Annotated in this window: 24 protein-coding genes; 15 read left to right on the forward strand and 9 right to left on the reverse strand. The window is 65.5% G+C overall.

The features are described 5' to 3' along the window. Nucleotides 1-204 precede the first annotated feature (204 nt). Entirely contained in the window at nucleotides 205-1,035 is an 831-nt protein-coding gene (locus AB4Y63_RS12525; RefSeq protein ID WP_441791377.1) for a MerR family transcriptional regulator, read from the forward strand. A 133-nt stretch (nucleotides 1,036-1,168) separates the two neighbouring features. Next, nucleotides 1,169-2,008: an EamA family transporter gene (locus tag AB4Y63_RS12530; protein ID WP_441791378.1), complete on the forward strand. Its 840-nt coding sequence runs from the start codon at nucleotides 1,169-1,171 to the stop codon at nucleotides 2,006-2,008. A 69-nt stretch (nucleotides 2,009-2,077) separates the two neighbouring features. On the opposite strand, the gene AB4Y63_RS12535 is transcribed toward AB4Y63_RS12530, so the two are convergent. Both AB4Y63_RS12535 and AB4Y63_RS12540 read right to left on the reverse strand, forming a co-directional pair. Further along, on the reverse strand, nucleotides 2,078-4,402 hold the full coding sequence (locus AB4Y63_RS12535) for an arylsulfatase (protein WP_441791379.1): 2,325 nt from the start codon (nucleotides 4,400-4,402) through the stop codon (nucleotides 2,078-2,080). 142 nt (nucleotides 4,403-4,544) lie between these two features. Next, nucleotides 4,545-5,057: a phosphoribosyltransferase gene (locus tag AB4Y63_RS12540; RefSeq protein WP_441791380.1), complete on the reverse strand. Its 513-nt coding sequence runs from the start codon at nucleotides 5,055-5,057 to the stop codon at nucleotides 4,545-4,547. A gap of 86 nt (nucleotides 5,058-5,143) precedes the next feature. Between AB4Y63_RS12540 and AB4Y63_RS12545 the strand changes: the two genes are divergently transcribed. Beyond that, nucleotides 5,144-6,673, forward strand: a complete 1,530-nt coding sequence (locus tag AB4Y63_RS12545; RefSeq protein WP_441791381.1) for an MFS transporter — start codon at nucleotides 5,144-5,146, stop codon at nucleotides 6,671-6,673. A gap of 2 nt (nucleotides 6,674-6,675) precedes the next feature. On the opposite strand, the gene AB4Y63_RS12550 is transcribed toward AB4Y63_RS12545, so the two are convergent. Beyond that, the gene (locus tag AB4Y63_RS12550; protein ID WP_441791382.1) at nucleotides 6,676-7,461 is read right to left on the reverse strand and encodes an SDR family oxidoreductase; all 786 of its coding nucleotides are present in this window, start codon (nucleotides 7,459-7,461) and stop codon (nucleotides 6,676-6,678) included. 30 nt (nucleotides 7,462-7,491) lie between these two features. Between AB4Y63_RS12550 and AB4Y63_RS12555 the strand changes: the two genes are divergently transcribed. From AB4Y63_RS12555 to AB4Y63_RS12585, 7 genes are all read left to right on the forward strand, one after another. Beyond that, nucleotides 7,492-8,610 carry an acyltransferase family protein gene (locus tag AB4Y63_RS12555; RefSeq protein WP_441791383.1) on the forward strand — a complete coding sequence of 373 codons (1,119 nt, stop codon included), beginning with the start codon at nucleotides 7,492-7,494 and terminating at the stop codon, nucleotides 8,608-8,610. A gap of 108 nt (nucleotides 8,611-8,718) precedes the next feature. Next, entirely contained in the window at nucleotides 8,719-10,050 is a 1,332-nt protein-coding gene (locus AB4Y63_RS12560; protein ID WP_441791384.1) for a bifunctional o-acetylhomoserine/o-acetylserine sulfhydrylase, read from the forward strand. A gap of 86 nt (nucleotides 10,051-10,136) precedes the next feature. Next, entirely contained in the window at nucleotides 10,137-11,342 is a 1,206-nt protein-coding gene (gene metX, locus AB4Y63_RS12565; RefSeq protein ID WP_441791385.1) for a homoserine O-acetyltransferase MetX, read from the forward strand. A 54-nt stretch (nucleotides 11,343-11,396) separates the two neighbouring features. Next, on the forward strand, nucleotides 11,397-12,572 hold the full coding sequence (locus tag AB4Y63_RS12570) for a sensor histidine kinase (protein WP_441791386.1): 1,176 nt from the start codon (nucleotides 11,397-11,399) through the stop codon (nucleotides 12,570-12,572). Further along, the gene (locus AB4Y63_RS12575; RefSeq protein ID WP_441791387.1) at nucleotides 12,569-13,837 is read left to right on the forward strand and encodes a hypothetical protein; all 1,269 of its coding nucleotides are present in this window, start codon (nucleotides 12,569-12,571) and stop codon (nucleotides 13,835-13,837) included. Before AB4Y63_RS12570 ends, AB4Y63_RS12575 begins: the two co-directional genes overlap by 4 nt. 42 nt (nucleotides 13,838-13,879) lie before the next feature. After that, entirely contained in the window at nucleotides 13,880-14,530 is a 651-nt protein-coding gene (locus tag AB4Y63_RS12580) for a response regulator (RefSeq protein WP_441791388.1), read from the forward strand. A 150-nt stretch (nucleotides 14,531-14,680) separates the two neighbouring features. Further along, the gene (locus AB4Y63_RS12585) at nucleotides 14,681-15,649 is read left to right on the forward strand and encodes an endonuclease/exonuclease/phosphatase family protein (RefSeq protein ID WP_441791389.1); all 969 of its coding nucleotides are present in this window, start codon (nucleotides 14,681-14,683) and stop codon (nucleotides 15,647-15,649) included. 16 nt (nucleotides 15,650-15,665) lie between these two features. Here AB4Y63_RS12585 and AB4Y63_RS12590 read toward each other — a convergent pair whose 3' ends face one another. Next, nucleotides 15,666-16,952, reverse strand: coding sequence for an MFS transporter (locus AB4Y63_RS12590; RefSeq protein WP_441791390.1), 1,287 nt, complete (start codon nucleotides 16,950-16,952; stop codon nucleotides 15,666-15,668). Between the two features lie 80 nt (nucleotides 16,953-17,032). Between AB4Y63_RS12590 and AB4Y63_RS12595 the strand changes: the two genes are divergently transcribed. After that, the gene (locus AB4Y63_RS12595; protein ID WP_441791391.1) at nucleotides 17,033-17,437 is read left to right on the forward strand and encodes a hypothetical protein; all 405 of its coding nucleotides are present in this window, start codon (nucleotides 17,033-17,035) and stop codon (nucleotides 17,435-17,437) included. A gap of 13 nt (nucleotides 17,438-17,450) precedes the next feature. Here the strand turns inward: AB4Y63_RS12595 and AB4Y63_RS12600 are convergent, their stop codons facing one another. Together AB4Y63_RS12600 and AB4Y63_RS12605 are read right to left on the reverse strand one after the other, a co-directional pair. Continuing rightward, the gene (locus AB4Y63_RS12600; protein ID WP_441791392.1) at nucleotides 17,451-17,759 is read right to left on the reverse strand and encodes a thiamine-binding protein; all 309 of its coding nucleotides are present in this window, start codon (nucleotides 17,757-17,759) and stop codon (nucleotides 17,451-17,453) included. 3 nt (nucleotides 17,760-17,762) lie between these two features. Next, nucleotides 17,763-19,058, reverse strand: a complete 1,296-nt coding sequence (locus AB4Y63_RS12605; protein WP_441791393.1) for a glycosyltransferase 87 family protein — start codon at nucleotides 19,056-19,058, stop codon at nucleotides 17,763-17,765. A gap of 176 nt (nucleotides 19,059-19,234) precedes the next feature. On the opposite strand from AB4Y63_RS12605, the gene AB4Y63_RS12610 reads away from it, so the two are divergent. From AB4Y63_RS12610 to AB4Y63_RS12620, 3 genes are read left to right on the forward strand one after another with little or no spacing between them, the layout of a single operon-like run. Then, complete coding sequence (locus AB4Y63_RS12610) at nucleotides 19,235-20,092, forward strand: ABC transporter substrate-binding protein (protein WP_441791394.1); 858 nt, start codon at nucleotides 19,235-19,237, stop codon at nucleotides 20,090-20,092. A gap of 9 nt (nucleotides 20,093-20,101) precedes the next feature. Beyond that, nucleotides 20,102-20,992: an amino acid ABC transporter permease gene (locus AB4Y63_RS12615; RefSeq protein ID WP_441791395.1), complete on the forward strand. Its 891-nt coding sequence runs from the start codon at nucleotides 20,102-20,104 to the stop codon at nucleotides 20,990-20,992. Further along, the gene (locus tag AB4Y63_RS12620; protein ID WP_441791396.1) at nucleotides 20,989-21,756 is read left to right on the forward strand and encodes an amino acid ABC transporter ATP-binding protein; all 768 of its coding nucleotides are present in this window, start codon (nucleotides 20,989-20,991) and stop codon (nucleotides 21,754-21,756) included. The genes AB4Y63_RS12615 and AB4Y63_RS12620 overlap by 4 nt, the downstream gene beginning before the upstream one ends. On the opposite strand, the gene AB4Y63_RS12625 is transcribed toward AB4Y63_RS12620, so the two are convergent. Further along, nucleotides 21,753-22,601, reverse strand: a complete 849-nt coding sequence (locus tag AB4Y63_RS12625) for an ADP-dependent NAD(P)H-hydrate dehydratase (protein ID WP_441791397.1) — start codon at nucleotides 22,599-22,601, stop codon at nucleotides 21,753-21,755. The two genes, AB4Y63_RS12620 and AB4Y63_RS12625, sit on opposite strands and share 4 nt — an antisense overlap. A 39-nt stretch (nucleotides 22,602-22,640) precedes the next feature. Between AB4Y63_RS12625 and AB4Y63_RS12630 the strand changes: the two genes are divergently transcribed. Next, nucleotides 22,641-23,768, forward strand: coding sequence for an NADH:flavin oxidoreductase/NADH oxidase (locus AB4Y63_RS12630; RefSeq protein WP_441791398.1), 1,128 nt, complete (start codon nucleotides 22,641-22,643; stop codon nucleotides 23,766-23,768). Between the two features lie 15 nt (nucleotides 23,769-23,783). Here the strand turns inward: AB4Y63_RS12630 and AB4Y63_RS12635 are convergent, their stop codons facing one another. Both AB4Y63_RS12635 and AB4Y63_RS12640 read right to left on the reverse strand, forming a co-directional pair. Further along, nucleotides 23,784-24,164, reverse strand: a complete 381-nt coding sequence (locus AB4Y63_RS12635; RefSeq protein WP_441791399.1) for a VOC family protein — start codon at nucleotides 24,162-24,164, stop codon at nucleotides 23,784-23,786. Between the two features lie 146 nt (nucleotides 24,165-24,310). Then, a complete protein-coding gene (locus AB4Y63_RS12640) occupies nucleotides 24,311-24,688 on the reverse strand; it encodes a VOC family protein (protein WP_441791400.1) in 378 nt (125 codons plus the stop codon). Between the last annotated feature and the right edge of the window lie 82 nt (nucleotides 24,689-24,770).

Consider the following 24,770-nt stretch of genomic DNA (forward strand, 5'->3'; position numbering starts at 1 on the left):
TTCACCCACCGGTCCCGCTCCACCTTCGAGAAAACCGAGAAGCGCCTGCACCGTGAGCCCACCAAACATATCGGTTGACGTGACGGCTGCTGTCTCGACACCCCGACTTCAGACACGCGCAGGGCTAGCGGCCCCTGATTCGTAGAAGGATTCACAATGGCGGTTGACTCTCACACAGTGTGAGGCGGAATCGTCGGAGACATCATGTTCAGCATCGGAGAATTCGCGTCGATCGGCAGGGTGTCCGTGCGGATGCTCAGACACTACGACGAGATCGGCCTGCTCACCCCGGCCCACGTAGACCCCTTCACCGGGTACCGCTGGTACGAAGGTGCACAGTTCGCGGTCCTTGGCTCCATCGTGGCGTTCAAAGACCTCGGATTCCGGCTCGATGAGGTAGCTCAGATTGTGCGTGGCGATTGCGACAACGATGCCCTGCACACGATGCTCACCAACCAGCGCTCGGAGCTCGGCCGGCAGCTCGACCTCGACGCAGCACGCCTGCGCCGACTCGACGCGCGAATCCGTCACATCGAAGGAGAACCATCAATGTCAACGATCACCACCGCACTCAAATCACTGCCCGCACAGCATGTCGCACAAGCGAGCGCCCTCGCTCCGGGCTTCGGGTCGGAGAACATCGGCCCGGTCATCGGACCGCTCTTCGACCGCCTACGCCGCGACCTCACCGCTGCGGGAGTCGGGCTGAGCCCGAATCCCATCGCGAGATACGAGGCTCTTGAGTCTGGTGACGGCGAAGGCGCGCGCGCCAATGCTGCCTACCCGGTGGGCCAGAGCGTCGTTGCGGATGCCGGCTTCAGCATCGTCGACTTGCCGGCGGTCGAACTCGCCGCCACGACAGTTCACTACGGTTCGATGGCGACCATCGGAGACTCCTGGGATGCCCTCCACGCCTGGATCGACGACAACGGCTACCAGCTCGCGGGGGTCTGTCGCGAGGTGTACATCGTGGCGGGACCGGACTCCCAGGAGAACTGGGTGACTGAGCTGCAGCAGCCGGTCGTCCTTTCCTGACGCTGACGCTGACCTGGCCAGGCATCCTGACCGCGGATCCTGGCCAGGCATCGTGACAAAACCGCTCCTCCGAGAATGTCTCCCGATCTGAAACGCCGGTGGTATTTTCCACTTCAATGACAAGTTCGCCGACATGATCCCCCTCGCGTTGGCCTTGAGCGCAGCGCTCACCTACGGTGTCTCCGATTTCACCGCAGGCCTGGCCGCGCGCCGAGCTCATTTTCTGTGGGTAACGCTCGCGTCCATCGTCGTCGCGCTGATCATGGTGGCCGCGACGCTGCCGTGGACAAGCCCGACTCTCCCCAATCCCGACGCCGTCGAGTGGGGCGCCCTCAGCGGGCTGGGCACCGCGATCGGCAGCCTCGCCCTCTATCGCGGCTTCAGTCGAGGCGAGATGTCGGTGGCCGGCCCGATCTCGGCAGTTGGGGCGGCTGTACTTCCGGCCCTGGTTGGAGTCGCCATCGGCGATCGCCTTCCCCCACTCGCGATCGCCGGCGTTATCGTCGCGCTTCCGGCGATCTGGCTGGTCTCGAGAGCCTCGTCACACGACGGGGCTCCATTCCGAGCTGGAGCGCTCGACGGATGCATCGCCGGGCTCGGCTTCGGCGTGCTCTTCATCGGGTTGAACCGAGCCGGCAACCAGGATGGCCTCTGGCCGGTGGCCGCCGGACAAGCCGCAGCATTGCTCGTGATCGGAATCACGATCGCGTTCACGCAGCCGACCCGTCCAACAAGGTCAGCGAAGATCGGCTGGCTGGTTCTGGCAACCGGCGCCCTCGGCGTCGCCGGAACCGTCTCCTACTTCTACGCCAGCCAGCTCGGGATCCTCACCCTTGCCGCTGTTGTCACCTCGTTGTATCCCGCAATCACCGTTCTTCTCGCATTCCTACTGCTCCACGAACGACCGAACCGAACCCAGCTCATTGGGCTGGCACTCTGCGGGGTTGCAGTGGTGGGCATCGCCGCTTCCTGACGGCAGACAACACAGCGGGCCGGAGCGAAATCGCGCCGGCCCGCCGTCAATGCTGACGAGTGCAGTGGCTTAGTCGCGTGCCATCGCCGCTTCGAGCATCCGCTCCATGTCGAGGAAAGCGTCGTCACCGACGTGCACCTGCGCCTTGACGATGGTGCCGCCCCGGTAGTCGAAGCCGTGGTCGTATTCCTTGCTGACCGGGTCACCGCTATCCCGTCCGATGGCCAATCCCTCGCCACAGAGCGAGAAGTGACCGGTCATCGTGGTCAACGGGCCTTCGGCGACCACTTTCTTGTCGAGGTAGAGCTTCGCGGTACCGATCGAGACGCCGTACTCCCCCACCGATTCCTTCGCGAACTCCAGGCCGGCGATATGCTTGCCGACGCCCACCTCGACATCCGAGATGAACTGCGTCTCCGGCGGAATGCCCAAGAAGTTGTAGGCGTAGTACAGCTTGCGGTTCTTGACGAACAGCGAATGCCCGCCGAACCGCGAACCCTGGGCGAAGAGAACGCCCTCGGCGTCGGCCTCCGTCGCCTCGAACTCGACGGCGATCGTGTACGAGACGCCGTGCACGTTGGCCGCCATCCGCTCAGGCACATCGGATGCGCCGGCATAGTAGGTGTAGGTGCCGCCGGGCGGAACAACCGTCGGGATCTCCATCGCGAGGATCTCCTTGGCCGTCAGGTCGTTGAGCGGCAGCACGTTGTACTTACCGGCTTCCTCGAACCAGAGTGCGACGAGTTCGGCGACCTTGTCGGGATATTGATCGGCCAGGTCGACGGCCTCCGAACGGTCTTCGTCGGTGTGGAACAGCTGCCACACATCCTTCTCGAAATGTCCGATGCCCGACGTGGGTCCGTGCAGGGCGACCACCTTCCAGCCCTCATGCCAGAGGGCACGGGTGCCGAGCATCTCGTAGTACTGCACCTGCTTGGTCGTGGGAGCCTCGGGCGAGTCAAAGGTGTACGCCATCGAAACGCCGGGCAACGGCGTCTGGGTGTAGCCGTTGACGACCTCCGGAAACTCGACCCCGAGCGCTTCAAGCAGAGTCGGCACGATGTCGGTGACGTGGTGGTACTGCGTGCGTACCTCGCCGCGCGCCTTGATCCCCTTCGGCCAACTGATCACCAGCGGGTCGGCGACACCACCCTGGTAGCTGTAGCGCTTGAACATGCGGAACGGTGTCGAGAACGCCATCGCCCAACCCGTCGGGTAGTGGTTGTAGGTGTCTGGACTACCGAGCTTGTCGAGCATCGTCAGGTTCTGCGCGATGTCGTCGGGGATCCCGTTGAAGAACTTGCCCTCGTTCACCGAGCCGTCGGGGCTTCCCTCACCGGATGCGCCGTTGTCGGCGGCGAACATCACGATGGTGTTGTCGAGCTGGCCCGACTCTTCGAGATAGTCGATGATGCGGCCGGTTTCGTAGTCGGTGTACGACGAGAATCCGGCGTAGACCTCGGCCATCCGCGCAAACAGTGCTTTCTCATCGGCGGAGAGGGTTTCCCACGGCCGCACCGAGTCGGCCGGCGCGAAGGTACCGTCGGGCATCGGGTTGATTTCGGTGATATCGGTGCCCTCCGGCAGGATGCCGCGCTCGATCATGCGCGGCAGCACCCACTCCCGGTAGGCCTCATAGCCGTCGTCGAACTGCCCTTTGTACTTGTCGATCCACTCCTGCGGTGCGTGGTGCGGAGCGTGGTTGGCCCCGGGGCAGAAGAACATGTACCAGGGCTTTTCCGGCGCGGTCTGCTGCGAGTCGCGGATGAACTCGATCGCCTTGTCGGCGAGGTCCTTCGAGAGGTGATAGCCGTCATCCGGCAGATACGGCTGGTCGACGTTGTGGTTGTCTTCGGTCAGGTCGGGATACCACTGGTTCGTTTCGCCGCCGAGGAAGCCGTAGAAGCGATCGAAGCCACGCGCGAGCGGCCAGTTGCGCTTGGAGGCGCCGGCGTGCCATTCGTCGATCGGCACGTTGTGGTTCTTGCCCACCCAGAACGTGTTCCAGCCCTTTTCACGCAGTACCTCTGCAAGAAAAGCATTCTCCATCGGGATGTGCGAGTTGGCGCCGGGATAGCCGGTCGCGCCCTCCGAGATCGAGGCGAAACCGTTCTGGTGGTGCGTGCGGCCGGTCAGAAAGCTCGACCGCGTCGGTGAGCAGAGCGCCGTCGTGTGCCACTGGGTGTAGGTCAGTCCGGTTGCGGCGAGCTTGTCCATCGTCGGCATCGAAATGCGGCCGCCATAGGGCGACCAGGCCGCCATTCCGGTGTCATCGAACAGAATGATCAGAACATTCGGCGACCCGTCAGGTGCCCGCTCTGCCGTGTATGGCGTCCAGTCCGGAACCGAGTCCCTGATATCCAGATTGATAACGCCGCCGAACTTCTTCGCCATTGTGCTCTCCTCCATCAGTGATTAAGTGCAGATCACGAGGCAAAAGAAGACTCATCGACCCCGGATTCGGCACCATGCTATGCCCGGGCGGAAGAGAGCGGCATCACCCTTTGTAGACGAGTGTGGCGTGAATCCGAGGTGGTCAGACCACCTGCACCGGAGGCAAAGCCGACCAGGGGAAAACGATCCAGCCATCGGTGGTGCGCCAGGTGAAATGGGGCACGTGCACGGTGCGCGGCTTGGTATAGAGAGTTGCCGTGCGCACCTCCATCGCAGTCTCACCGAGCAGCCCGACGACCATCGCCATCGTGTGGCCGGAGTCCGAGACGTCATCGACCAGCAGCACCCGTTTCCCGGCGAGCGCCGGAGCGTCGAGCATCGGCGCAGAGAGCACCGGCTTCGGCAACCGTTCGTCGACGCCGGTGTAGAACTCGACGTTGATGCTGCCGCAGTTCTTGGTGCCGAGCGCGTACGACATCGCGCCGGCGAGCAACAGTCCGCCGCGCGCAATGGCGATCACGACGTCCGGCTTGTATCCGCTCCTCAACACCGCTTCGGCGAGTTCACGGGAGGCGTCGGCGAAATCCGTCCATTGCAGGATCTCTTTAATCGTGCTCGCGTCTGTTGTTGCCGCATCTCCTGCATCAAATGTCATCCCTTATGGTAAATCGGCCCTGTCCAAAATCGAAACGAGAGGTCCGGCGTTCCCCGCTCAGAGGACCGTGCCGCTAACATCCGGGAATGATGTCTTTCTCACGGGGCGCCCGGGCGATGCGGGGTTCGGCCGTTGGTGTGACCGCGAGCCTGGTGGGCTTTCTCTTTCTCGTGGAGATCACCAGTGGAATTCTGCAGGGCTACTACGTTCCGCTGATTCCGGATCTGGTGCAGAATCTCGGCATTCACGACGCCGACTTCAACTGGTTCGAGGCATCCCAGCTTCTACTGTCGGCCATCGTCGTGCCGTTCCTCGCCAAGCTCGGCGACATGTACGGCCACAAACGCATCCTTCTCGCATCGACGGTGCTCACCGCCGGGGCGACCTGGTGGCTTGCGTTCGCCGGGGACTTCTGGAGTTTTCTCTTCGCCTGGGCGCTGCAGGGCTTCTATGTGGTCTGGCTGCCGCTCGAGGTGGCACTGATCTTCGACCGCGGCCGCCGCACCAACACGGGAGCGTCGCAGACCCGGCGTGCGGCAGGCTTGCTCGTCGTCGCCCTGGAGGCCGGGGCCATCATCGGTGCGCTCAGCGCCGGGCGGATCTTCGCCGCACTCGACGAAGACATGACCCTCACCCTGTTTCTTCCGGCGATCGCCGTGACCCTCGTCTTCTTCGCCATTCTGTTCGGCGTCCCGGAGTCCGAACCGGTCGGCGGCCGTTCCCTCGACGCCCGCGGCTTCCTGATGCTCACCATCGGGCTGCTGCTGATCACGTCGGGACTCACTTTCCTGCGTCTGAACGGGCCCGGCACCTGGTGGGTCTGGGCGCTCATCCTGATCGGCGTCGCGAGCTTCATTCCGTTCGGCAAGTTCGAGCTCAAGCAGAAAGACCCGGCGATCGACCTGCGAGTGCTGCGTCAGCCCAATATGTGGCCGGTGCAGCTGACGGCCGGCCTGATCGGCATCAGCCTGCTCGGGGCGCAGGCGCCGCTGGCCACCTACGCAGGAACCGACCGGGCCAACGGTTATGGCCTGGGGCTCGACGCCTCAGACATCTCGACCCTGATCGGCGCCTACCTGATCTCGATGATCGTCGGTGCGCTTCTCTTCCCTCTCGTCTCCAAATGGACGACCCCGCGCATCGCATTGATCATCGCCACCTTCTTGATGGCGCTCGGCTACCTCATGTTCTTGCCGTTCCACCTGGAAACCTGGCAGGTGTTCATGAACATGGCGATCGCCGGCATCGGCTCCGGCGCCCTGGTCGGCGCGCTTCCGGCCGCCGCCGCGGCTGCGGCGCCCCGCGGTCAAACCGGGATCGCGGCGGGTCTCACCAACACCACGAAGACCCTCGGCGGGTCGTTCGCCTCCGCCACCTTCGGTGTCGTGCTGTTGATGGGCGCGGCGACCGCCGTCACCTCGACGGCCGCGAGCCTCTTCGGCTACATGCTGGTCTGGACGATCTGTGGTCTCGGCGCACTCGTCGCCGGGGTGCTGCTGTTCTTCGTGCCGAAGTTGTCATTCGCGGATGTCGCGCCCGACGAGGACCTGCTCGCCGAGCGCTCGGCGGTCGAACCGGTCGAGCGATGTACTGAGCCTGTCGAAGTGATCCCGTAGCGCTAGGCCTCCGGCCGCACCACCAGTGACCCCCGCGCCAGTCGCGATGGCGCTGCCTGCGCCACCGGCTTGATCGTGATCAGGTCCAGATTCACATGCGGAGCACGCTCGACAGCGTCGACGATCGTGTCGGCAACATCCTCAGCGGACAGCGGGTTCGGCACGTTCTCATACGGCGCCGCGGCCTTCACCGCGTCGCCACCGAATCGCACCAGCCCGAACTCCTCGGTCTTGACCATGCCCGGAGCGACCTCGATCACCCGGATCGGTTCGCCGTTCAACTCGAGCCGCAGCACCTCCATCAGCGCATGCGCGGCGAACTTCGCCGCGTTGTATCCGCCGCCACCAAGATAGGCCACATGGCCGGCGATCGAGGTGACGGTGAGAATGGTCGCCGAGCCGCCCTCCGCGGCGATTGTGCGCCGCAGCAGCGGCAGCACCGCGCTAGTCACCCGTTTGACCGCCAGCACGTTGATCTCGAACATCCAGGCCCAGTCGTCAATCGCTGAGTCTTCGACGGTGTCGAGTCCCATCGCTCCGCCGGCGTTGTTCACCAGGGCATGCACCGGGCCGGATGCCGCGAGAAAGTCCCGCAGCGCATCGACGTCGCTCTGCACGGTGAGGTCCGCCGGGAAGACCGTGGCCCCGGTCTCCGCGGCGAGCGCCGCCAGCCGATCGGCCCGGCGGGCCACGCCCACGACATCCCAGCCTCGAAGCCGAAACAGGCGCACCGTTGCCGCACCGATTCCCGAACTTGCACCCGTCACCACAACTCTGCGTGTACCCATGCCTCCCATTCTGCCGGGAGAATAGAGACAATGATCGCCCCACTCCCCGGCACAGCGCCGACACAGCGACGACGCGTTCCTCTCTGGGACAACGCGCGATGGATCGCGATCACCCTGATGGTGATCGGTCACGCCATTTTGAAACTGATCAGCGATTCGGATCTCTCCTACGCGGTCTACCTCTTCATCTACGCCTTCCATGTGCCGGTCTTCGTCGGGGTCAGCGGCTACTTCGCCAAGTCGGGTCCGCCCGGCACCCGCCAGCTTCACCGGCTGCTCACCGACATCGTGTTCCCGTACCTGATCTTCGAAACGATCTGGACGGTTCTGCGGTGGATGCTCGGGGGCAAGTTCTGGCTCGACTACTCCACGGCGTCCTGGACGCTCTGGTTCCTGATCGCCCTGACGATTTGGCGCATCACGCTGCCCTACCTGGTGCTTCTGCGCTATCCGCTGTTGATCAGCGTCATCATCTCGGTCGGAGCCGGCTACATTCCGGCGATCGACAGCACCTTCGCGTTGTCGCGCACCCTCGGGCTCCTCCCCTTCTTCGTGTTCGGTTGGCAGCTGCGGCAATGGCAGATCACCGGCCGCTGGCTGACCCTGCGTTCCGCCATCGTCTGGCGGTGGCGGGCCGGAGCGCTCGCTCTCTTCGGAACCCTGCTGATCGTGATCTTCGCCAACATCGAAACGCTGCGAGCGCTGAAGATCCGCCGTTTCTTGCTCTACGACGGGGCCTACCCGACTTTCGGCTACGACCAGATCTGGGCCGGCGGCATCCGTCTGGGGTTGATCGCACTGGCCTGCGCACTGATGGTGGCATTCCTCGTGCTAATGCCGCGGCGGCAAACCTGGTTCACCGGCCTCGGCGCCGCGACCATGTACATCTATTTGCTTCACTCGTTCTTGCTCTACCCGGTGCGGGAGAGCGGGGTGCTGGCCGGCCCGCAACCGCTCTGGGTGCTGCCGGCAGTGATCGTTGCGAGCATCGGAATATCCATTCTGTTGTCCCAGAAATTCGTGAAACGCGTGTTCCATCCGCTGGTCGAACCGCAGGCGCGCTGGCTGTTTCGCACCGAGGCGGCGACACCCACTGGAACCATCGTTTTGCCGCCGGATGAGTCGGTACCGCCTCGTCCACCGTCCTGAAAATGACCTTGTGTGTCGAAGTGTTTGCGAGCCGCGCGCGCTCTGCCTAGGCTCGCAGCAGAGCGAGGATGGACCGCGCTCCTCGACAGCGAAGCAGGAGATTTTCCCATGAGCGACAACTCGGCATCCTGGAAGTTTGAAACCAAGCAGGTTCACTCCGGAGCACAGCCTGACCCGGTCACCAACGCGCGGGCCACACCGATCTACCAGACCACGTCCTACGTGTTCAACAGCGCTGAGCACGCTCAGAACCTGTTCGCGCTGGCGGAGTTCGGCAACATCTACACGCGCATCCAGAACCCGACCCAGGCGGTCGTCGAAGAGCGTGTCGCAGCGCTCGAAGGCGGAACCGCCGCGTTGCTGCTCGCCTCCGGCCAGTCTGCCTCGACCTTCGCGGTGCTCAACATCGCCCAGGCCGGCGACCACATCGTCTCGTCGAGCTCGATCTACGGCGGAACCTACAACCTGTTCAAGTACACGCTGGCCAAGCTCGGCATCGAGACCACGTTCGTCGAGAACCAGGACGACGCCGAAGAGTGGCGCCGCGCGGTCCGTCCGAACACCAAGTTGTTCTTTGCGGAGACCATCGGCAACCCGAAGATCAACGTGCTCGACATTGCACTCGTTTCGAATGTCGCCCACGACTCCGGCATCCCGCTGATCGTTGACAACACGATCGCGACTCCGTACCTGATCCGCCCGTTCGAGCACGGCGCCGACATCATCATTCACTCCGCCACCAAGTTCCTCGGTGGCCACGGCACCGTCATCGGCGGCATCATCGTCGACGGCGGCAAGTTCGCCTGGTCGAAGAACGTCGAGAAGTTCCCGGGCCTGACCGAGCCCGACCCGTCGTACCACGGTGCCAGCTACACGGCCGCGGTCGGCGACGGCATCGCCTACATCATCAAGGCGCGCGTGCAGCTGCTGCGCGACCTCGGCGCATCCATCGCCCCGGCCAGCGCCTGGCAGCTGATTCAGGGCATCGAAACCCTGAGCCTGCGCATCGAGCGCCACGTGCAGAATGCACAGGAGGTAGCCGAGTGGCTCGACAACCACCCCGACATCGCCTCGGTCAACTACGCCGGCCTGCCGTCGAGCCCCTGGTACTCCAACGCAAACAAGTACGCCCCAAAGGGTGTCGGCGCCGTGCTCTCGTTCGAGCTCAAGGGCGGCGTGGATGCCGGCCGTGCGTTGGTCGACAACGTCGAGCTGTTCAGCCACCTGGCCAACATCGGTGACGTGCGCTCGCTCATCATCCACCCAGCCTCGACCACCCACGCTCAGCTCACACCGGAGCAGCAGCTCACCGCTGGTGTGACCCCGGGCCTCGTGCGTCTCTCGGTGGGCATCGAGAACATCGATGACCTCAAGGCCGACCTCGAGCTCGGCCTGGCTGCGGCTCGTGCCGTCGTCGCCGCGTCGCGCGCCAACGCCTAGCAAGCAGTTCACCTGGTCTGATCGCCACGCCCCCGCCGACGTAACAATCGGCGGGGGCGTCGCGTTGCCAGGCAGAATGGGTGCGTATGGAATGGCAATCTTCAGCAGACACGGTCCCGTCGAGCTTCATCACCGAAGCTCAGGCGCGCTCGCTCCTCGGCAAGCCGCCGGCGACCGGTGCCTGGCGAGACGGCGACCCGGTCGGTAACCGTCAGTTCCAGAATCTCGGGCCGTTCACCTTCGAGGCCGGGGGCAGCCTGCCCAACGTGCGGCTCGCCTACGAAACCTGGGGAACGCTCTCACCCGCCGGCGACAACGCGGTGCTGATCCTGCACGCCCTCACCGGAGACAGCCATCTGATCGGCTCGGCCGGTCGCGGGCACGCCACCGGCGGCTGGTGGGGTGGAGTCGTCGGTCCCGGCCTCGCCGTCGACACCGATCGCTGGTTTGTGATCGCGCCGAACATGCTCGGCGGTTGCCAGGGCAGCACCGGCCCCTCGACGCTTGCACCCGACGGCGTCGAATGGGGCATACGGTTTCCCTTCGTCACGATCAGAGACCAGGTCGCCGCGCAGATCGCTCTCGCCGATCGGCTCGGGATAGACCGATGGGCGGCCGTGATCGGTGGTTCGATGGGCGGGATGCATGCTCTCGAATGGGCGATCGCGCAACCGGAACGCGTGGAACGGCTGGCCGTGCTCGCTGCTCCCCCGGTCACCACGGCCGATCAGATCGGGTTGAACTCGGTACAGATTGAGGCGATCCGCACCGATCCGCTGTTTCGCGCTGGCGACTACTACGACGCCGACGATGGCGACGGCCCCACCCGCGGGCTCGCCCTGGCCCGGCGGATGGCCCTGCTGAACTACCGCAGCCCCTCCGAGCTGAACTCCCGGTTCGAGCGCGGCTGGCAGAGCGAAATCAGCCCGCTCGGCAGCAACGGGCGCTACGCGGTGGAGTCCTACCTCGACTTCCACGGCAACAAGTTCACCCGCCGGTTCGACGCGAACAGTTACATCACCCTCGTCGAGGCGATGAATTCCCACGACGTGGGGCGTGGCAGAGGAAGCGTTGCCGCGGCGCTGGCCCAGGTCACCGCGCAGAGCCTGGTGCTCGGAATCGACAGCGACAGATTGTTCCCGTTGTCGGGTCAACAGGAGATCGCGGCGCAGCTTCGAAACAACATCGACGGCACGGATGCGGTATTGCTGGAGTCTGACTACGGTCACGACGGTTTTCTGATCGAATCAGACTTCGTCGGCGATCAACTGCGGCGGCTCCTGCCCAGTTAGCCGGAATCCCGATATGGTGCAAGAGTCCCACTTCACAGAAACGAAGCAAGCACCATGCAACGCATTGTCAAGGAGCGCGACCGGCTTCTGCGAAAGACAGCCCGGCTGATCGGTCTGTCCTGCACGGCTTCAGCGGTACTCTGCTTGATCGTTCCCGGCGGAGTCACCCCGGCCACGCTCGCCGTATGCCTGCCACTTGCCGTCTTTTTGGCCCTCAGCCAGTACTTTCTCGGTCGCAGCGGCTCGCTCGGATGGGTTCTCGGAATCGTCGCCTCCGGCATCGGCATCATCCTCGCCATCGGTTTCGGGGTCGGCGCCGCGAATTCTGACGGACTCAACGTCGTCGAAGAGTCGGTCGTGGGTGTGATCGGCGCGGGGGCGGTCAGCTGTGTGGCCCTGGTGCTTGCTCAGAGCTGGCGCCGCGCGCTGTTGCTCGCCGTCGCTTTTGCGCTCACCCTCAGTGCCGTCGCGCTCGTCACCGTCGCCTCCGGCGGATCCGCGCTCCCGCTCGCTCTTGCCATCTGCGCCTGGCTCGCCAACGGCCTCGGCGGCTGGTGGATGGGGCAGAGCATCCCGAAGGTCATGCAGCGCATCGCCGCGATCGGACGAGCTCACCGCGTCGAACGCCACGCGAGCGAGCTCGAAGCCCAGCGTCGCCACGACGCCCGCCTCTTGCACGACACGGTGCTCGCGACCCTCACTCTGCTGGCACACTCCGGTGTCGGGGTGCGCCCGGAGGCCCTCCGTGCGCAAGCCGGCGATGACGCCCAACTGTTGCGCCAGCTGCGCCTCGGCGGCATGCCGGCCCCGCAGCGGTCCGGCGTCTATACCTTGGAACCGGCGACTGAGTCGACGCTCGGCACCACGCTTGAGTCGGTGAAGCAGCGTTTCGGACGCCTCGGCCTCGATGTCGACTGGCACGGCAGCGGCCAGGTACTTCTGCCGAGCGACGTGCTCGACTCGTTTCTTCTTGCCCTGGCCGAATGTCTCGAGAATGTGCGCCGCCATTYCGGTGTCGCCCGCGCCGACGTGACAATCACCGACGACGACACGACGGTGCGGGCGATGGTCACGGATGCCGGTATCGGCTTCGATCTCACTGCCGTTGACACGGCTCGGCTCGGCTTCGCCGAATCAGTCGTTGCCCGGCTCCGCGATGTGGGCGGCAACGCCCGCCTCTTCTCCTCGCCCAATTCGGGCACAACTGTCGTTCTTGAGGTTCCGAAATGACGAGATCGACCTCGAATGCGACGCACCTCCGGTCATTCACGCCGGCCGTGCACACCGTTCAACCGGTCGCCGAACACCGGCGTGCGGGGCGGCATCAGACCCGCATCGCGCGCGAGGCCCGACTCGAACAGAATGGACTCGGCGGACGCCACCTCGGCGTCGGGCTTGTCTTCAGCGGCGGGTTCATCACGCTGTTTCTGGTCTGGCGATTCGCCGTTCAGTGGTCGTCGTACCCCAACCCTCTCCCGACCCTCGCCGCCTGGATCCTGTTGGCCAGTGCGTCGATTCTCGCCTTGGCCAGCGCCCGAGTTCTCGCCCCGCAGATGCCGCGCTGGGCGTTTATCTCTGTGCTCGGCTGCGGAGCCATCGTCGTCGCCCTCGACCTGGCCGGAACGACGGGGTTGCGAGGCGAAGGCGTCTTCCCGACCGCCGCCGCCGCCGTCGGCCTGCTCCTCAGCACCCTGATCACCGTGCAGAGCGAGCGCAGCCTCCTGATCGCGACTTCCGCGCTGGCTGTCACTCTTGTCACCGCGGCCTTCATCGAACCCCGATCCGACCCGCTCACGCTGGCCCCTGACATCCTCATTTTGAGCTTGGCTTTGCTGGCGCCGGCGATCGGAATCGAGATCGTCCGCGCATTCCGCCGGATGGTTCAGCTCGAGCTCGACCTCGTACTGGTGCAGAGCACGGTTTCTCAGCCGCGTTTCGCAGTGGGGATGCTGGCCTCCGAACGCCTCGCGGCGCTCGACCTCGCAGCAGAGACGCTCCTCGACGACGTCGCAGAGGGCCGCTCGCCGCTGCCGCTGCCCGCCGCCACGGCAAGCACCGCCGCATCCCTCGCGACTCAATTGAGGTTGCATCTGATCGAAGGGCGCACGGAAACCTGGCTCTATCACGCCGTGACCGAGTCGGAGTTTCTCGGCCCGTCGGTGACGGTTGACGATCCCGACGGTCTCGCCGGCCTGCTCTCGCCCTCGCAACGCGATGCGCTCCTCCTCGCGATCTGGCTCCTGATCAGCGATGAGGCCCGTCCGACGGCAACGGTTTCACTCACATTCGGGCCGATTTCTCCGTCAAATCGTGGAATTCTGCATCAAAATGTTCGATTTCCGATCAAATTGCTCACTAAGGGTGTGCCACGACAAAAGGTTGACCCCGAGACATGGCATGCTATCCGTGTAGTCGGCACGCATCTTGACTCTGTTCGAGACGGCAGTCTTCGAGTGGACATCGAGTGCAGTGTTGATAATCCCGCGGATGCTTAATTCAGCCATGACCCGCCGGGCGAGGCAGTAGGGGAATCAGAAATGAATGCGAACAGCCCGATCCGTTTGGCCATCGTGGATGACCACCGGATGCTGCTCGGTGCGCTGACCGAATGGATCAGAAGCGCGGCCGACGACATCAGTATGGTCGCTGCGGTGACAACCTGGCCTGAGCTGCTCACCCATCCCGAGTTCCCGGTCGACGTCGTCTTGCTCGACCTCGACCTCAAAGACAACATTCCGGTCTCACTCAAGATCTCCACGCTGAAGACCACCGGCGTCAAGACCGTGCTCATGAGCACGTACTCTGAGCCGGCTCTCGTGCGCGAGGCTCTCGCCGCGGGTGCGCTCGGCTATCTCGTCAAGAGCGAGGAAGCGAGCATGATCGTTGAGGCGATCCGTGCCGCCTACAACGGCGAGTCCTTCATCTCCGCCGAACTCGACCTTGCCCTCACCGGCGGCAATGAGGGCTCGCCGCGGCTGAGCGCTCAGGAGCGCCGCGTGATGGCACTGTACGGCGCGGGCGAGCCGGTCAAGGCCGTGGCACACCAGCTCGGCATTTCAGAAGAGACCGCGAAGTCCTACCTCAAGCGCATTCGCGAGAAGTACCGCCTGGCCGGTCACGATGTCGGTACCAAGGTGGCACTGCGCAAGCGCGCCATCCGTGACGGCATCCTGCTGCAGAACGACTAGCCGCTTCGTCGCTCGTCGCACGGGCTCGTCGCACCGGCTCGACCCGCTGCACCACCGGGCGATCCTGCTGCGCAAAACACGCTGCACGCACACCTGCCTCACGCTCCGCACACACCTGCCTCACAGAGGCCGACGCCTAGCATTGCAACCATGCCCGACCGCGTCGCATCACCCCCCGCTACCGAGCGCATGCGGGCCGCCGCGCGCTCACGGCGAGCATGGGCACGTGCGATTGCAGTGGTCGCCATCCTCTTCGCGGGGCTCCTCGCCATCCACCCGCTGATTGTCGGCCCGTTCGGTACGGCAATCGCGACAGCTCTTCCCTGGCTCGGCCTGATCATTCCCGTGCTGTTCATCGCCGCGCTCCTGACCGGCCGACGCCGGGCCTGGCTCGTCAGCATGGTCCCGCTCCTGGTCTGGCTGTTTCTCATCGTGCCCCTGGTCGTTCCCCTCAGCGCCGCGTCAGCCTCCGAAGCCGATGCGTCAACACTCACCGTCGCGAGCCAGAACGTGAAAGCGGGGTCGGGGACCGCCGCCGAATCCGCGCAGACTCTGGTCGACGAGGGCGCCGACGTGATTTCTCTCGTCGAACTTGACGGCGCGGCACGCGACGCCGCGAGTGACGCTCTGGAAGCCACACATCCCTACTCCTACGCGGTGGGAACGGTTGGCCTCTGGAGCGTCTATCCGATCGTCAACGAACAGCCACTCGATCTGGGGCTCGGGTGGAAACGCGCTCTCGCGGCCGATATCGACACACCGGATGGCCTCATCAGCGTCTACGTGATTCACGCGGCGTCACTGCGCGTCGGTTTTCAAAGCGACCGCGATGCCATGCTCGCGGCATTGGCCGACATCGTTGCGCGTGACGAAAACGACCGGGTGCTCGTGGTCGGCGACTTCAACGCAGCGGTCACCGATCCGTCGCTGACTGCGCTGCGGCGCGTCGTCTCGGAGCCCAACCAGACCTCGCTGTCGCTCGGCCCGACCTGGCCTGCCGCCAACCCGCTGGTGCGCATCGATCACATTTTCGAGTCGGGACTCACCCCGGTGCACAACGAGGTGGTTCCGGCCGGTGACAGTGACCACCTGGCCGTGGTCACGCGGTTCCTGCTCTGATCCAGACTCCGCGCGGCTACTCCCGGACGCCGGCGCCCACCACGGCGACCGACTGCGTGCCATAGGGCACCGTCAGCCCCTTCATCCGCCGCGACCGGTCGATCCCGAACGTGGCCGCAGCGAGCAGGATTCCGACGGTGCTGAGGCCGGCGCCGATCCAGATCGGCGAGAGATAGCCGAATCCGGCGGCGATGGCGACCCCGCCGAGATAGGCGCCGAGGGCGTTGCCGATGTTCAACGCTGAGTGGTTGAGTGCCGCGGCGATCGACTGGCTGTCGTGGGCGACATCCATCAGCCTGCTCTGAATCGCGGGCGACAAGGCGGATGCCGACGCCCCGACCAGGAACACGCCGAGGAGCAGCCCGACCAAGAACTGTGCGCTGAGCGCCAGCCCGACGAGGGCAACGATCATCAGCAGGAAGAAGCCGTAGATCGTGCGCCGCACGCTCTTGTCGGCAAGCACTCCGCCGACAAAGTTGCCGGCGACCATGCCGAGCCCGACGACCATCAGCACGAGCGGAACCGTGCTGGCCGGCATCCCGGTGATCTCGGTGACCAACGGGGCCACATAGGTGTACACCGCGAACAGCCCGCCGAAACCGATCGCGCCGATGCCGAGCGCGAACCAGACCTGCAGCCGACCGAATGCACGCAATTCGCTGCGCATCGTGGCCTCCGGGTTGCCGGGCTGCAGCGGAACGAAGAGCGCGACGGCGAGGAAGGTGAGTGCGAAGATCACGGCGACCGCCAAATACGCGATGCGCCAGCCCGACTGCTGGCCGAGCCAGGTGATCAGCGGCACACCGATCACGTTGGCGATGGTCAAACCACCCAGCACGAATGCCACACCGCGGGCGCGTTTACCCGGACCCATGAGGTCGGCGGCCACGAGCGACGCGATCCCGAAGTAGGCGCCATGCGGCAGCGCCGCGACGAAACGGGCGATCAGAACCAGGCCGAAGGTCGGCAGCAATGCCGACGCGATAGTTCCGAGCGTGAATGCGGTCAGGAGCACGAGCAGCAACTGCTTGCGTGGCCATCGTGCCGCCGAAGCAGCGATCGTCGGCGCACCGACGACGACGCCGAGCGCATACGCGCTGATCAACCAACCGGCCTGAGCGTTCGCCTCGTCCGGCGAGGTTGCGGCCAGCCCGGGCAGAAGGTCGGCTGCGAGGTTCGGCAGCAGTCCCATGGCCACGAACTCGGTCGCGCCGATTCCGAAGCCACCGAGGGCGAGCGCCACGAGGGCAAGACGAATACGGGCCGGCGACAACAACGTCGGCCCGTCAGAAGAGGGGTGCATCGTTCCACCCTACGGCCTGGTCCGACACTCCCTCGCTGAAGGTCGGGGCAGATGCGCGGCGTTCAGCGCATACTGTGCTCATGACGCGATATGCGATTGACGCCCCCACCGCCATCCGTCTGGTGCGCGAAGGCATCACGGTGTCCGGCGAGCACCAGCTCGTTGCGCCGAGTCGGCTGCGTTCCGACGCGCTCTCGATCCTCTACCGGGCCGTTCGCCGGGGCGAGCTCAGCCACCATGACGCTCAGATCATTCTCGACGGCGTTACGACGCTCCGCATCCGCCTGCTCGGTGACCGCGTCTCTCGCGCCGTCGCCTGGCGGCTCGCCACCGAGCTCGACGGGGACGACACGGCGCCCGCCGAATACGTTGCTATCGCCCAGCTCCAGGCGGATGCCTTCATCACCGAAGACGCCGACCTCGCCCGCGCGGTGGCCGGCGTGGTCACGCTTGCGCGATTCGAGGATCTCGCGCAGCGCGACTAGCGCGACGGGCAGGTCACTCGGCCGCGTCGATCGCCTTCTCGAGACGCTCGACCTTGCCGGTGAGCTCCCCGGTGTGACCGGGACGGATGTCGGCCTTCAGCACCAGGGACACCCGCGGCCCGAACGCGCCGACGGCTTCCGTCGCAGCCTTGATCACCGCGAACACTTCGTCCCACTCGCCTTCCAGCGTCGTGAACATCGAATCAGTGTGGTTCGGAAGACCCGACTCCCGCACAATCTTCACTGCGGCGGCAACAGCGTCGTGCACCGAGGCATTCTCGTTGCCGGCACCGGAGGGGGCGACCGAAAAAGCGACAAGCATTGTTTACTCCTTCACGAGTTCTGGAAAAAAGTCTGCGCCCGGCAGCTGGGTGTCACCCGAGCTATCACGCCGGACGTGCGCGGTCGCGAGCGCCCAGAGCGCCCAACCGAACAGAACGAACTCGAGCACGTTGCGCAGTGTCAACACCAGCACCATGGGCACCGTCGGCACCAGCAGCCCGTCGTAGAAATAGGGGTAGATGAGCTGAGTGAGCGCGGCCAGTACCAAGCCCAGAACCGCGGGGGTCGACCAGCGCGCACCATTCACCACGAGCCCGAGAATGATCGGTGCGGCAACCCAGCTGATGAACTGCGGCGAGCCGACCTTGTTGATCGTGATCATCGCCAACACGAGGGCCAGCACCAACGGCGGCAGAAGCGTGTCGATCGGCGCCCCACGCCGCTGGGCGCGCACACCGAGAACGAGCACTACTGCAGTGCCGAGCACCAGCAACGGGGTCATCAGCTGGGAGGCGATCTCGGTGCCCGGGCCGACCACCTGGAAGGTGAGAATGTCGAAGTCGTAGTAAACGGTGGAGCCCGGCACCCCGAGCGCGGCCAGCCACATCCAGATGGTGCCGACCGGCGACTCGATCTGAATGCCACGCCCCGTCTGCTGGCTGACGAAGCTGAAGACATTGAGACCGCTGCCGAGGATGAGCGCGATCACGACGATCACCGCGCTCGTCACCACGGCGATGAGCGTGATGCGCCAGCGCCGGGGAGACACCACGACCAGCGCGGCGAGCGCCGCAGCCGGCCAGACCTTCACCCAGGTGGCGATCGTGAGCAACACGACACCCCAGAACGGCCGGGTGCGCAACCAGAGCAGGGCGATGATAACGAGTGGAACCGTGACGGAGTCGATCCGGGCCAGAGCAATCGGCCCGAGCAGCAGCAGAAAGGCGAGCCACCACCAGGCAACCCCGGCGATTCGACGACTCGGCGCCTGGCGAATCCCGACCAGAACGGCGAACGCCACGGCGTCGAGCACCGTGACCAGGCCAAGCCAGACCAACGCATAGGAGGCCGGGCCGAACGCCAGCGCGAGCAGCATCGGCACCAGGGCGACGATCGGATAGACGAATGGGGTGTCGATCCCGACGATCGCGGTTCCCGACACGCTGAGTTCGGCCCAGGGCCGGTAGACGCCCTCGATGTCTCCGAGCGGCCAGCCCACCGCGTTCACGCACAGCCAGATCAGCCAGCCGTGCACGAGTACAAAACCCGTCCAGAGCAGCGACCGGCGCATTGGCCACGCCACGGATGCCGCGACGGGCGAGGACTCGAGTTGCTGCACGTTTCACTTTCCCACATCGTGAGGCCCGGAGTGCGTTGCCGACGCCGAAGCCGCATCCGGTGCGGGCCGGTCAACCGGAGCTCTCGCTCCCCTTTCGTCATAATTCGTCGCCTACGAGCGACGAAACCGCGGCTTTGCCATGCTGAATGAAACACCATCTTCCCGAGGAGAACCCCATGCCCCGTCGTCGCACCTTCACCCGCGGCCTCGCCGTCGTTGCAGCCACTGCTGCCGTGTTTGCGCTCAGCGCCTGCGGTGCTGACGCCGGCGCCGGTTCGACGACCGGCAGCGGCGCCGGGCAGGGGTACATCACCGAGGGCAAGCTGACCATCGCCACCGGCGAACCGGCCTACTTCCCCTGGGTCATCGACGACGCCCCCGAGAGCGGTGACGGCTTTGAGTCCGCGGTCGCCTACGCGGTCGCCGACAAGCTCGGCTTCGACGCCGCCGATGTCGTCTGGGTGCGCAGCACCTTCGACCAGGCCATCGCACCGGGTCCGAAGGACTTCGACTTCAATCTGCAGCAGTTCTCGATCACCCCGGAGCGCGCCAAAGCAGTCGACTTCTCCCCCGCCTACTACGAGACCACCCAGGCCGTCATCACGGTCGACTCCTCCGCCGCGGCCAAAGCCGGGTCGCTCGCCGATCTGAAGGGCCTGCTGATCGGCGCCCAGGCCGGAACGACGAGCTTCGTCGAAGCCGAGGAATTCATTGCCCCCACCGCCGGCGTGCAGGTGTTCAACACGAACGATGACGCCAAACTGGCGCTGCAGAACGGCAGCATCGACGCGCTCGTCGTCGACCTTCCGACCGCCTTCTACCTCACCGGCGTCGAACTCGACGGCGGCCACATCGTCGGCCAGCTGCCGAGCAGCAGCGAGAAGGGCGACCAGTACGGCCTCGTCCTGGCCAAGGGCAGCTCGCTCACCCCCGCGGTGACCACTGCCATCGACGAATTGCGCGCCGACGGCACGCTCGACGCACTCGCCGCGAAGTGGTTGGCGGGCAACGCCAACGCTCCCGTGCTCAAGTAGTTTGACGGCGTGACCACCACACTCGGCCGCAGCCGTACCAACGAACCGCTGCCCACCGCGCCGCTTCCCAGCGCCGTTGAGCTGGGCCGACGCGCCTACCGCCAGCGTCAAACCGGGCGCTCAGTTCTGATCAGCGTTGTGAGCACTCTCGTGTTCGCGGCGCTGATCTGGCTGTTCGTCGTCAACACCCCGGGCTGGGACGCCGTGCGGCAGAGTTTCTTCGACCCTGCCGTCGCGGTGAAGGCCTGGCCGCGGGTGTTCCAGGGCCTCGTGCTCAACATCCAGGTGTTGATCTTCGCGGCTCTCGGAGTGCTGGTGTTCAGCCTGATCCTCGCTACCCTGCGCACGCTGCGCGGCCCCGTCTTCTTTCCGCTACGTGCCCTTGCCACCGGTTACACCGATCTGTTTCGCGGCGTGCCGCTGCTCATCGTGCTCTACCTGGTCGGCTTCGGACTGCCGGGACTCGACATCTTCCCCCGGTTTCCGGCAGCGGTCTGGGGAACGATCGCCCTCATCCTCACCTACTCGGCGTACGTCGCCGAGGTCTGGCGGGCGGGAATCGAGGCGGTGCACCCGTCACAGGTGCTCGCCGCGCGCTCGCTCGGCCTCAGCCATGGCCAGGCTCTGCGCAAAGTGGTGCTGCCGCAGGCCCTCCGCAAGGTGACCCCCGCATTGATGAACGACTTCGTCGCCATGCAGAAAGACGTCGGTCTCATCTCGGTGCTCGGTGCCGTCGATGCGGTGCGCGCCGCGCAGATCGAATCCGCGGCCAGTTTCAATTTCACCCCCTACGTGCTCGCCGGGCTGCTCTTCGTGCTGCTCGCCCTGCCGATGATCCGACTGACCGACTGGGTCACGGCACGGATGCGCCGCCGCGAGCAGATCGGAACCCTCGTATGAGCGCGCTCGGCACGGCATCCCCGGCCTCGACCATCCCCGTGTTGCGCCTCGACGGCATCCGCAAGTCGTTTGGCGACAACACCGTGCTCGACGGCATCACGCTCGACGTGCACCGGCACGAGGTGCTCGCGCTCATCGGCTCGAGTGGGTCGGGCAAGTCGACGCTGCTGCGTGTGATCAATCTGCTGGAGCAGGTCGACGACGGCCAAATCTGGCTGAACGAGCAGGACATCAGTGACCCGCGCACCCCGGCCGATGCGGTGCGCGCGCGCATCGGCGTGGTCTTTCAGCATTACAACCTGTTCCCCCACCTCTCGGTGCTCGACAACGTGACGCTCGCCAGCCGCTCCGTGCACAAGCAGTCCCGCGCGGTCGCCGAGAAGCGTGGCCTGGAGCTGCTCGACCAGATCGGTCTGGCTGACAAGGCGCGCGACTTTCCCGACCGGCTCTCCGGCGGCCAGCAGCAACGCACCGCCATCGTGCGCGCCATTGCCACCGATCCGGAACTCCTGCTTCTCGACGAGGTCACCAGCGCGCTCGACCCCGAACTCGTCGGCGAGGTACTCGATCTCGTGCGGCAGCTCAAGCAGACCGGTACGACCATCGTGATGGCCACCCATGAGATGAGCTTTGCCCGGGATGTCGCCGACCGGGTTGCGTTCTTGCATCACGGGCGGGTGCTGGAAATCGGTGCTCCCACTGCAGTGTTCGAGAACCCGCAGGAGGAACGCACCCGCGAATTCCTGGCGCGTATCCCCCGCTAGCCCGCAGCCCCCAGCAACCGAGCGATCGTCGCCGGAAGCACCTCCGCCACATCCAGCGCGGCGATCGGCCCCCCGGCCGAAGCCCGGATCGCCGCCCGTGAATGCAGCAGCGACGCCGTCGCGGCCAACTTCGCCAGTGCATTCGGGTCGTCACGCGCCTGCTCGGCGTGCGTGGCCAGCAGCGCGCCGAGGATGCCGCCGAGCACGTCGCCGGTTCCGGCCGTCGCCAGCCACGGCGTGCTTCCCGCCAGGCGCAGATTCAGCCCGGCCGGAGAGGCGATGTGCGTCACGTTCCCTTTCACGAGCACCGTTACCTGCAGGGCCGCCGCCGCACGAATCGCCCACTCCCCCGGTGCCCGCTGAATCTGCTCGACCGTCGCGACGACTCCGTGCCGGCCCAGCAGCGCCCGGAGTTCCCGAAAATGCGGGGTGACGACAAGCGGTCCGCCGCCCTCGACCAGATCGAGACAGCCCGCGTCGACCACACTGGGCAGCCCCTCGGCGAGCGCCGCGCGAACTGCCTTCGTCGTCTCGTCGGACCGGGTCCCGGCATCCATTCCAGAGCCCAGCAACCAGGCCTGCACTCGGCCGGCAGCGGTCACGACCTCCGGACGGCGGGCAAGCACCAGGTGGGCGGCCCGCTCCGGCCCCCGGTAGCGCACCATGCCGACCCCGGTGCGCACCGCGGCCTCGACGCCGAGCACCGCGGCCCCCGGGTATTCGGCCGAGCCCGTGAGCATCCCGAGAACACCCCGCGAGTACTTGTCGTCGGATGCCTGGGGCACCGCAATCCAGTCACGCGCACGTTCTGCGTTCCAGTCCAGCCAGTCCCCGGCATTCGTCATGCACTCACGATAGGTTGTTTCGTCTACGAAAGGTCGCCCATGACTCCGACAGTCGGTCTCTTCACGCCATTGACCGTGCGCGGGCTCACCTTCCGCAACCGGGTCTGGGTGGCGCCGATGTGCCAGTACTCGATCGAGAAGTCCGACGGCGTTCCCCGCGATTGGCACCTCGTGCATCTCGGCGCTCTGGCGACCGGGGGCGCGGGCCTCGTCATCGCCGAGGCAAGCGGGATCAGCCCGGAGGGCCGCATCTCCCCCGCCGACACCGGCATCTGGAACGACGAACAGGCCGCGGCCTGGCAGCGAATCGTGACGTTCATTCATTCTCAGGGCGCGCACGCCGGCATCCAGCTTGCTCACGCCGGGCGCAAGGCCTCAACCTGGCCGGCTTGGGGTCACGACGTGCACGGCACTGTTCCCGCGGCCGAAGGTGGCTGGCCGACGGTGTCGGCCTCGGCCATCCCCTTTCCGGGCTACGAGGCGCCGATCGCACTCGACCTCGCCGGCATCGAGAAGGTCGTCGCCGATTTCGCCGCCGCGGCCGTGCGAGCGGTTGCCGCCGGCTTCGACCTCGTCGAGATCCATGCCGCCCACGGCTACCTGCTACACCAGTTCCTCTCCCCGCTCAGCAACCGGCGCGACGACGCATACGGCGGTTCACTCTCGAATCGGGCACGGCTGCTGCTCGAGGTGATCGGTGCGATCCGGGATGCCGTCGGCGCGCGTGTGCCGATCTTCGTGCGGTTCTCGGCGACCGACTATGCGCCAGGCGGCTGGAACGAGCATGACACCGTCGAGGTCGTCCGCTGGGCGGCCGAGCGCGGGGCCGATTTCTTCGATATCTCCTCCGGCGGAAACGTGACCGGGGTGACGATCCCGTTGGGGCCCGGCTATCAGGTTCCGTTGGCCGAGTTCGTGAAAACGCGCACCGAGCTTCCGGTGAGCGCCGTCGGCCTTATCACGACGCCGGCCCAGGCCGACGCGATCGTCGCGTCTGGGCAGGCTGACGCCGTTCTCCTCGGCCGGGAGCTGCTCCGAGATCCGCACTTTCCGCTGCGCGCGGCGCACGAACTCGGAGTCAGCCTCGGCTACTGGCCATCGCAGTATCTGCGTGCCCAGTGGCGTGACGAGCGGCCTGGGGCACGGCGTCGCAACACGACGGCGTGACCACACGCATCCGTCTTAGGTGACGCGTTCCGTGACGGCCAGGATGTTTCCCTCGCTGTCGAGGAACCACGCGGTGCGGAGCCCGTCGGTCGTCGCAATGCCGTTCTCGGTCTTCAGACCCGGAAAATCGTACTCGGCGAAGACGACTCCGCGCCCTCTCAAGTCAGCGACTTCTGCGTCAAGATCGTCGGCTTCCCACGCCATCTGGGTGTTCTTCGCCGATCCGGCGTTGTCGGTCTCGTACAGCAGGAAGGCGGTGTCGCCTCCCGTGCGATAGATCAATCCGCCGCTCTCCTCTTCGTCGGGTTCCATCCCCAGAGTGTCCCGGTAGAACGCCCGCGCCCGTTCCAAATCCTTCGCCGGAAGCACGGCCATTGCCTTCATTTTCTTCAACATGAGTGTGCCCTTCCATTTTCCCCGCGGTCAGCGTACGCCTGGGCCGCTGGCCTCGCGACACCCCTGGCGCGCTCGACTAAGACGTCAGTCTCGATGTGGGAGCGCCGCAGCATCCGCGTGCTCACGGGTGTGCCCTGATCAGGTGATTACGCGTGTTCCCCGAGCGCGTGAATGTTTCCCTCGCTGTCGGTGAACCACGCGGAGCGTTCGCCGTCCAGCTCGGCAATGCCGTTCTCAGTCTTCAGGCCCGGAAAATCGTACTCGGCGAAGACGACGCCACGCCCTCGAAGCTCGCCCATTTCCTTCTCGAGATTGTCGGTGGTCCACGAAATCGAGGTGTTTTTCGCCGAGCCGGCATTGTCGGTTTCGTAGAGGAAGAAGGCGCTGCCCTGCGCCGTGCGATAGGTCAGTCCCGCCTCATTTTCTTCCGTTGGTTCCAGCCCGAGAACGTCCCGGTAGAAGTCCCGCGCGCGCTTCAGATCCTTGGCTGGAAGCACAGCCATCACTTCGCATGAATTCAGCATGAGTGTCTCCTTTTGCTTGCCCCGCGGCCAGCGTACGCCTGGGCCAGCGGGCAGGCGAGGCCCCCGGGGCCCGCCTGAGACC

Origin of the sequence: Leifsonia sp. YAF41 (assembly GCF_052113185.1) — a bacterium.
Classification (GTDB): domain Bacteria; phylum Actinomycetota; class Actinomycetes; order Actinomycetales; family Microbacteriaceae; genus Cryobacterium.

Excerpts from the sequence above, each read along its gene's own strand:
- AB4Y63_RS12525 (WP_441791377.1), top strand. The coding sequence starts at position 205 with ATGTTCAGCATCGGAGAATTCGCGTCGATCGGCAGGGTGTCCGTGCGG.
- AB4Y63_RS12530 (WP_441791378.1), top strand. The coding sequence starts at position 1,169 with ATGATCCCCCTCGCGTTGGCCTTGAGCGCAGCGCTCACCTACGGTGTC.
- AB4Y63_RS12535 (WP_441791379.1), bottom strand. The coding sequence starts at position 4,402 with ATGGCGAAGAAGTTCGGCGGCGTTATCAATCTGGATATCAGGGACTCG.
- AB4Y63_RS12540 (WP_441791380.1), bottom strand. The coding sequence starts at position 5,057 with ATGACATTTGATGCAGGAGATGCGGCAACAACAGACGCGAGCACGATT.
- AB4Y63_RS12545 (WP_441791381.1), top strand. The coding sequence starts at position 5,144 with ATGATGTCTTTCTCACGGGGCGCCCGGGCGATGCGGGGTTCGGCCGTT.
- AB4Y63_RS12550 (WP_441791382.1), bottom strand. The coding sequence starts at position 7,461 with ATGGGTACACGCAGAGTTGTGGTGACGGGTGCAAGTTCGGGAATCGGT.
- AB4Y63_RS12555 (WP_441791383.1), top strand. The coding sequence starts at position 7,492 with ATGATCGCCCCACTCCCCGGCACAGCGCCGACACAGCGACGACGCGTT.
- AB4Y63_RS12560 (WP_441791384.1), top strand. The coding sequence starts at position 8,719 with ATGAGCGACAACTCGGCATCCTGGAAGTTTGAAACCAAGCAGGTTCAC.
- metX (WP_441791385.1), top strand. The coding sequence starts at position 10,137 with ATGGAATGGCAATCTTCAGCAGACACGGTCCCGTCGAGCTTCATCACC.
- AB4Y63_RS12575 (WP_441791387.1), top strand. The coding sequence starts at position 12,569 with ATGACGAGATCGACCTCGAATGCGACGCACCTCCGGTCATTCACGCCG.
- AB4Y63_RS12580 (WP_441791388.1), top strand. The coding sequence starts at position 13,880 with ATGAATGCGAACAGCCCGATCCGTTTGGCCATCGTGGATGACCACCGG.
- AB4Y63_RS12585 (WP_441791389.1), top strand. The coding sequence starts at position 14,681 with ATGCCCGACCGCGTCGCATCACCCCCCGCTACCGAGCGCATGCGGGCC.
- AB4Y63_RS12590 (WP_441791390.1), bottom strand. The coding sequence starts at position 16,952 with ATGCACCCCTCTTCTGACGGGCCGACGTTGTTGTCGCCGGCCCGTATT.
- AB4Y63_RS12595 (WP_441791391.1), top strand. The coding sequence starts at position 17,033 with ATGACGCGATATGCGATTGACGCCCCCACCGCCATCCGTCTGGTGCGC.
- AB4Y63_RS12600 (WP_441791392.1), bottom strand. The coding sequence starts at position 17,759 with ATGCTTGTCGCTTTTTCGGTCGCCCCCTCCGGTGCCGGCAACGAGAAT.
- AB4Y63_RS12610 (WP_441791394.1), top strand. The coding sequence starts at position 19,235 with ATGCCCCGTCGTCGCACCTTCACCCGCGGCCTCGCCGTCGTTGCAGCC.
- AB4Y63_RS12620 (WP_441791396.1), top strand. The coding sequence starts at position 20,989 with ATGAGCGCGCTCGGCACGGCATCCCCGGCCTCGACCATCCCCGTGTTG.
- AB4Y63_RS12625 (WP_441791397.1), bottom strand. The coding sequence starts at position 22,601 with ATGACGAATGCCGGGGACTGGCTGGACTGGAACGCAGAACGTGCGCGT.
- AB4Y63_RS12630 (WP_441791398.1), top strand. The coding sequence starts at position 22,641 with ATGACTCCGACAGTCGGTCTCTTCACGCCATTGACCGTGCGCGGGCTC.
- AB4Y63_RS12635 (WP_441791399.1), bottom strand. The coding sequence starts at position 24,164 with ATGTTGAAGAAAATGAAGGCAATGGCCGTGCTTCCGGCGAAGGATTTG.
- AB4Y63_RS12640 (WP_441791400.1), bottom strand. The coding sequence starts at position 24,688 with ATGCTGAATTCATGCGAAGTGATGGCTGTGCTTCCAGCCAAGGATCTG.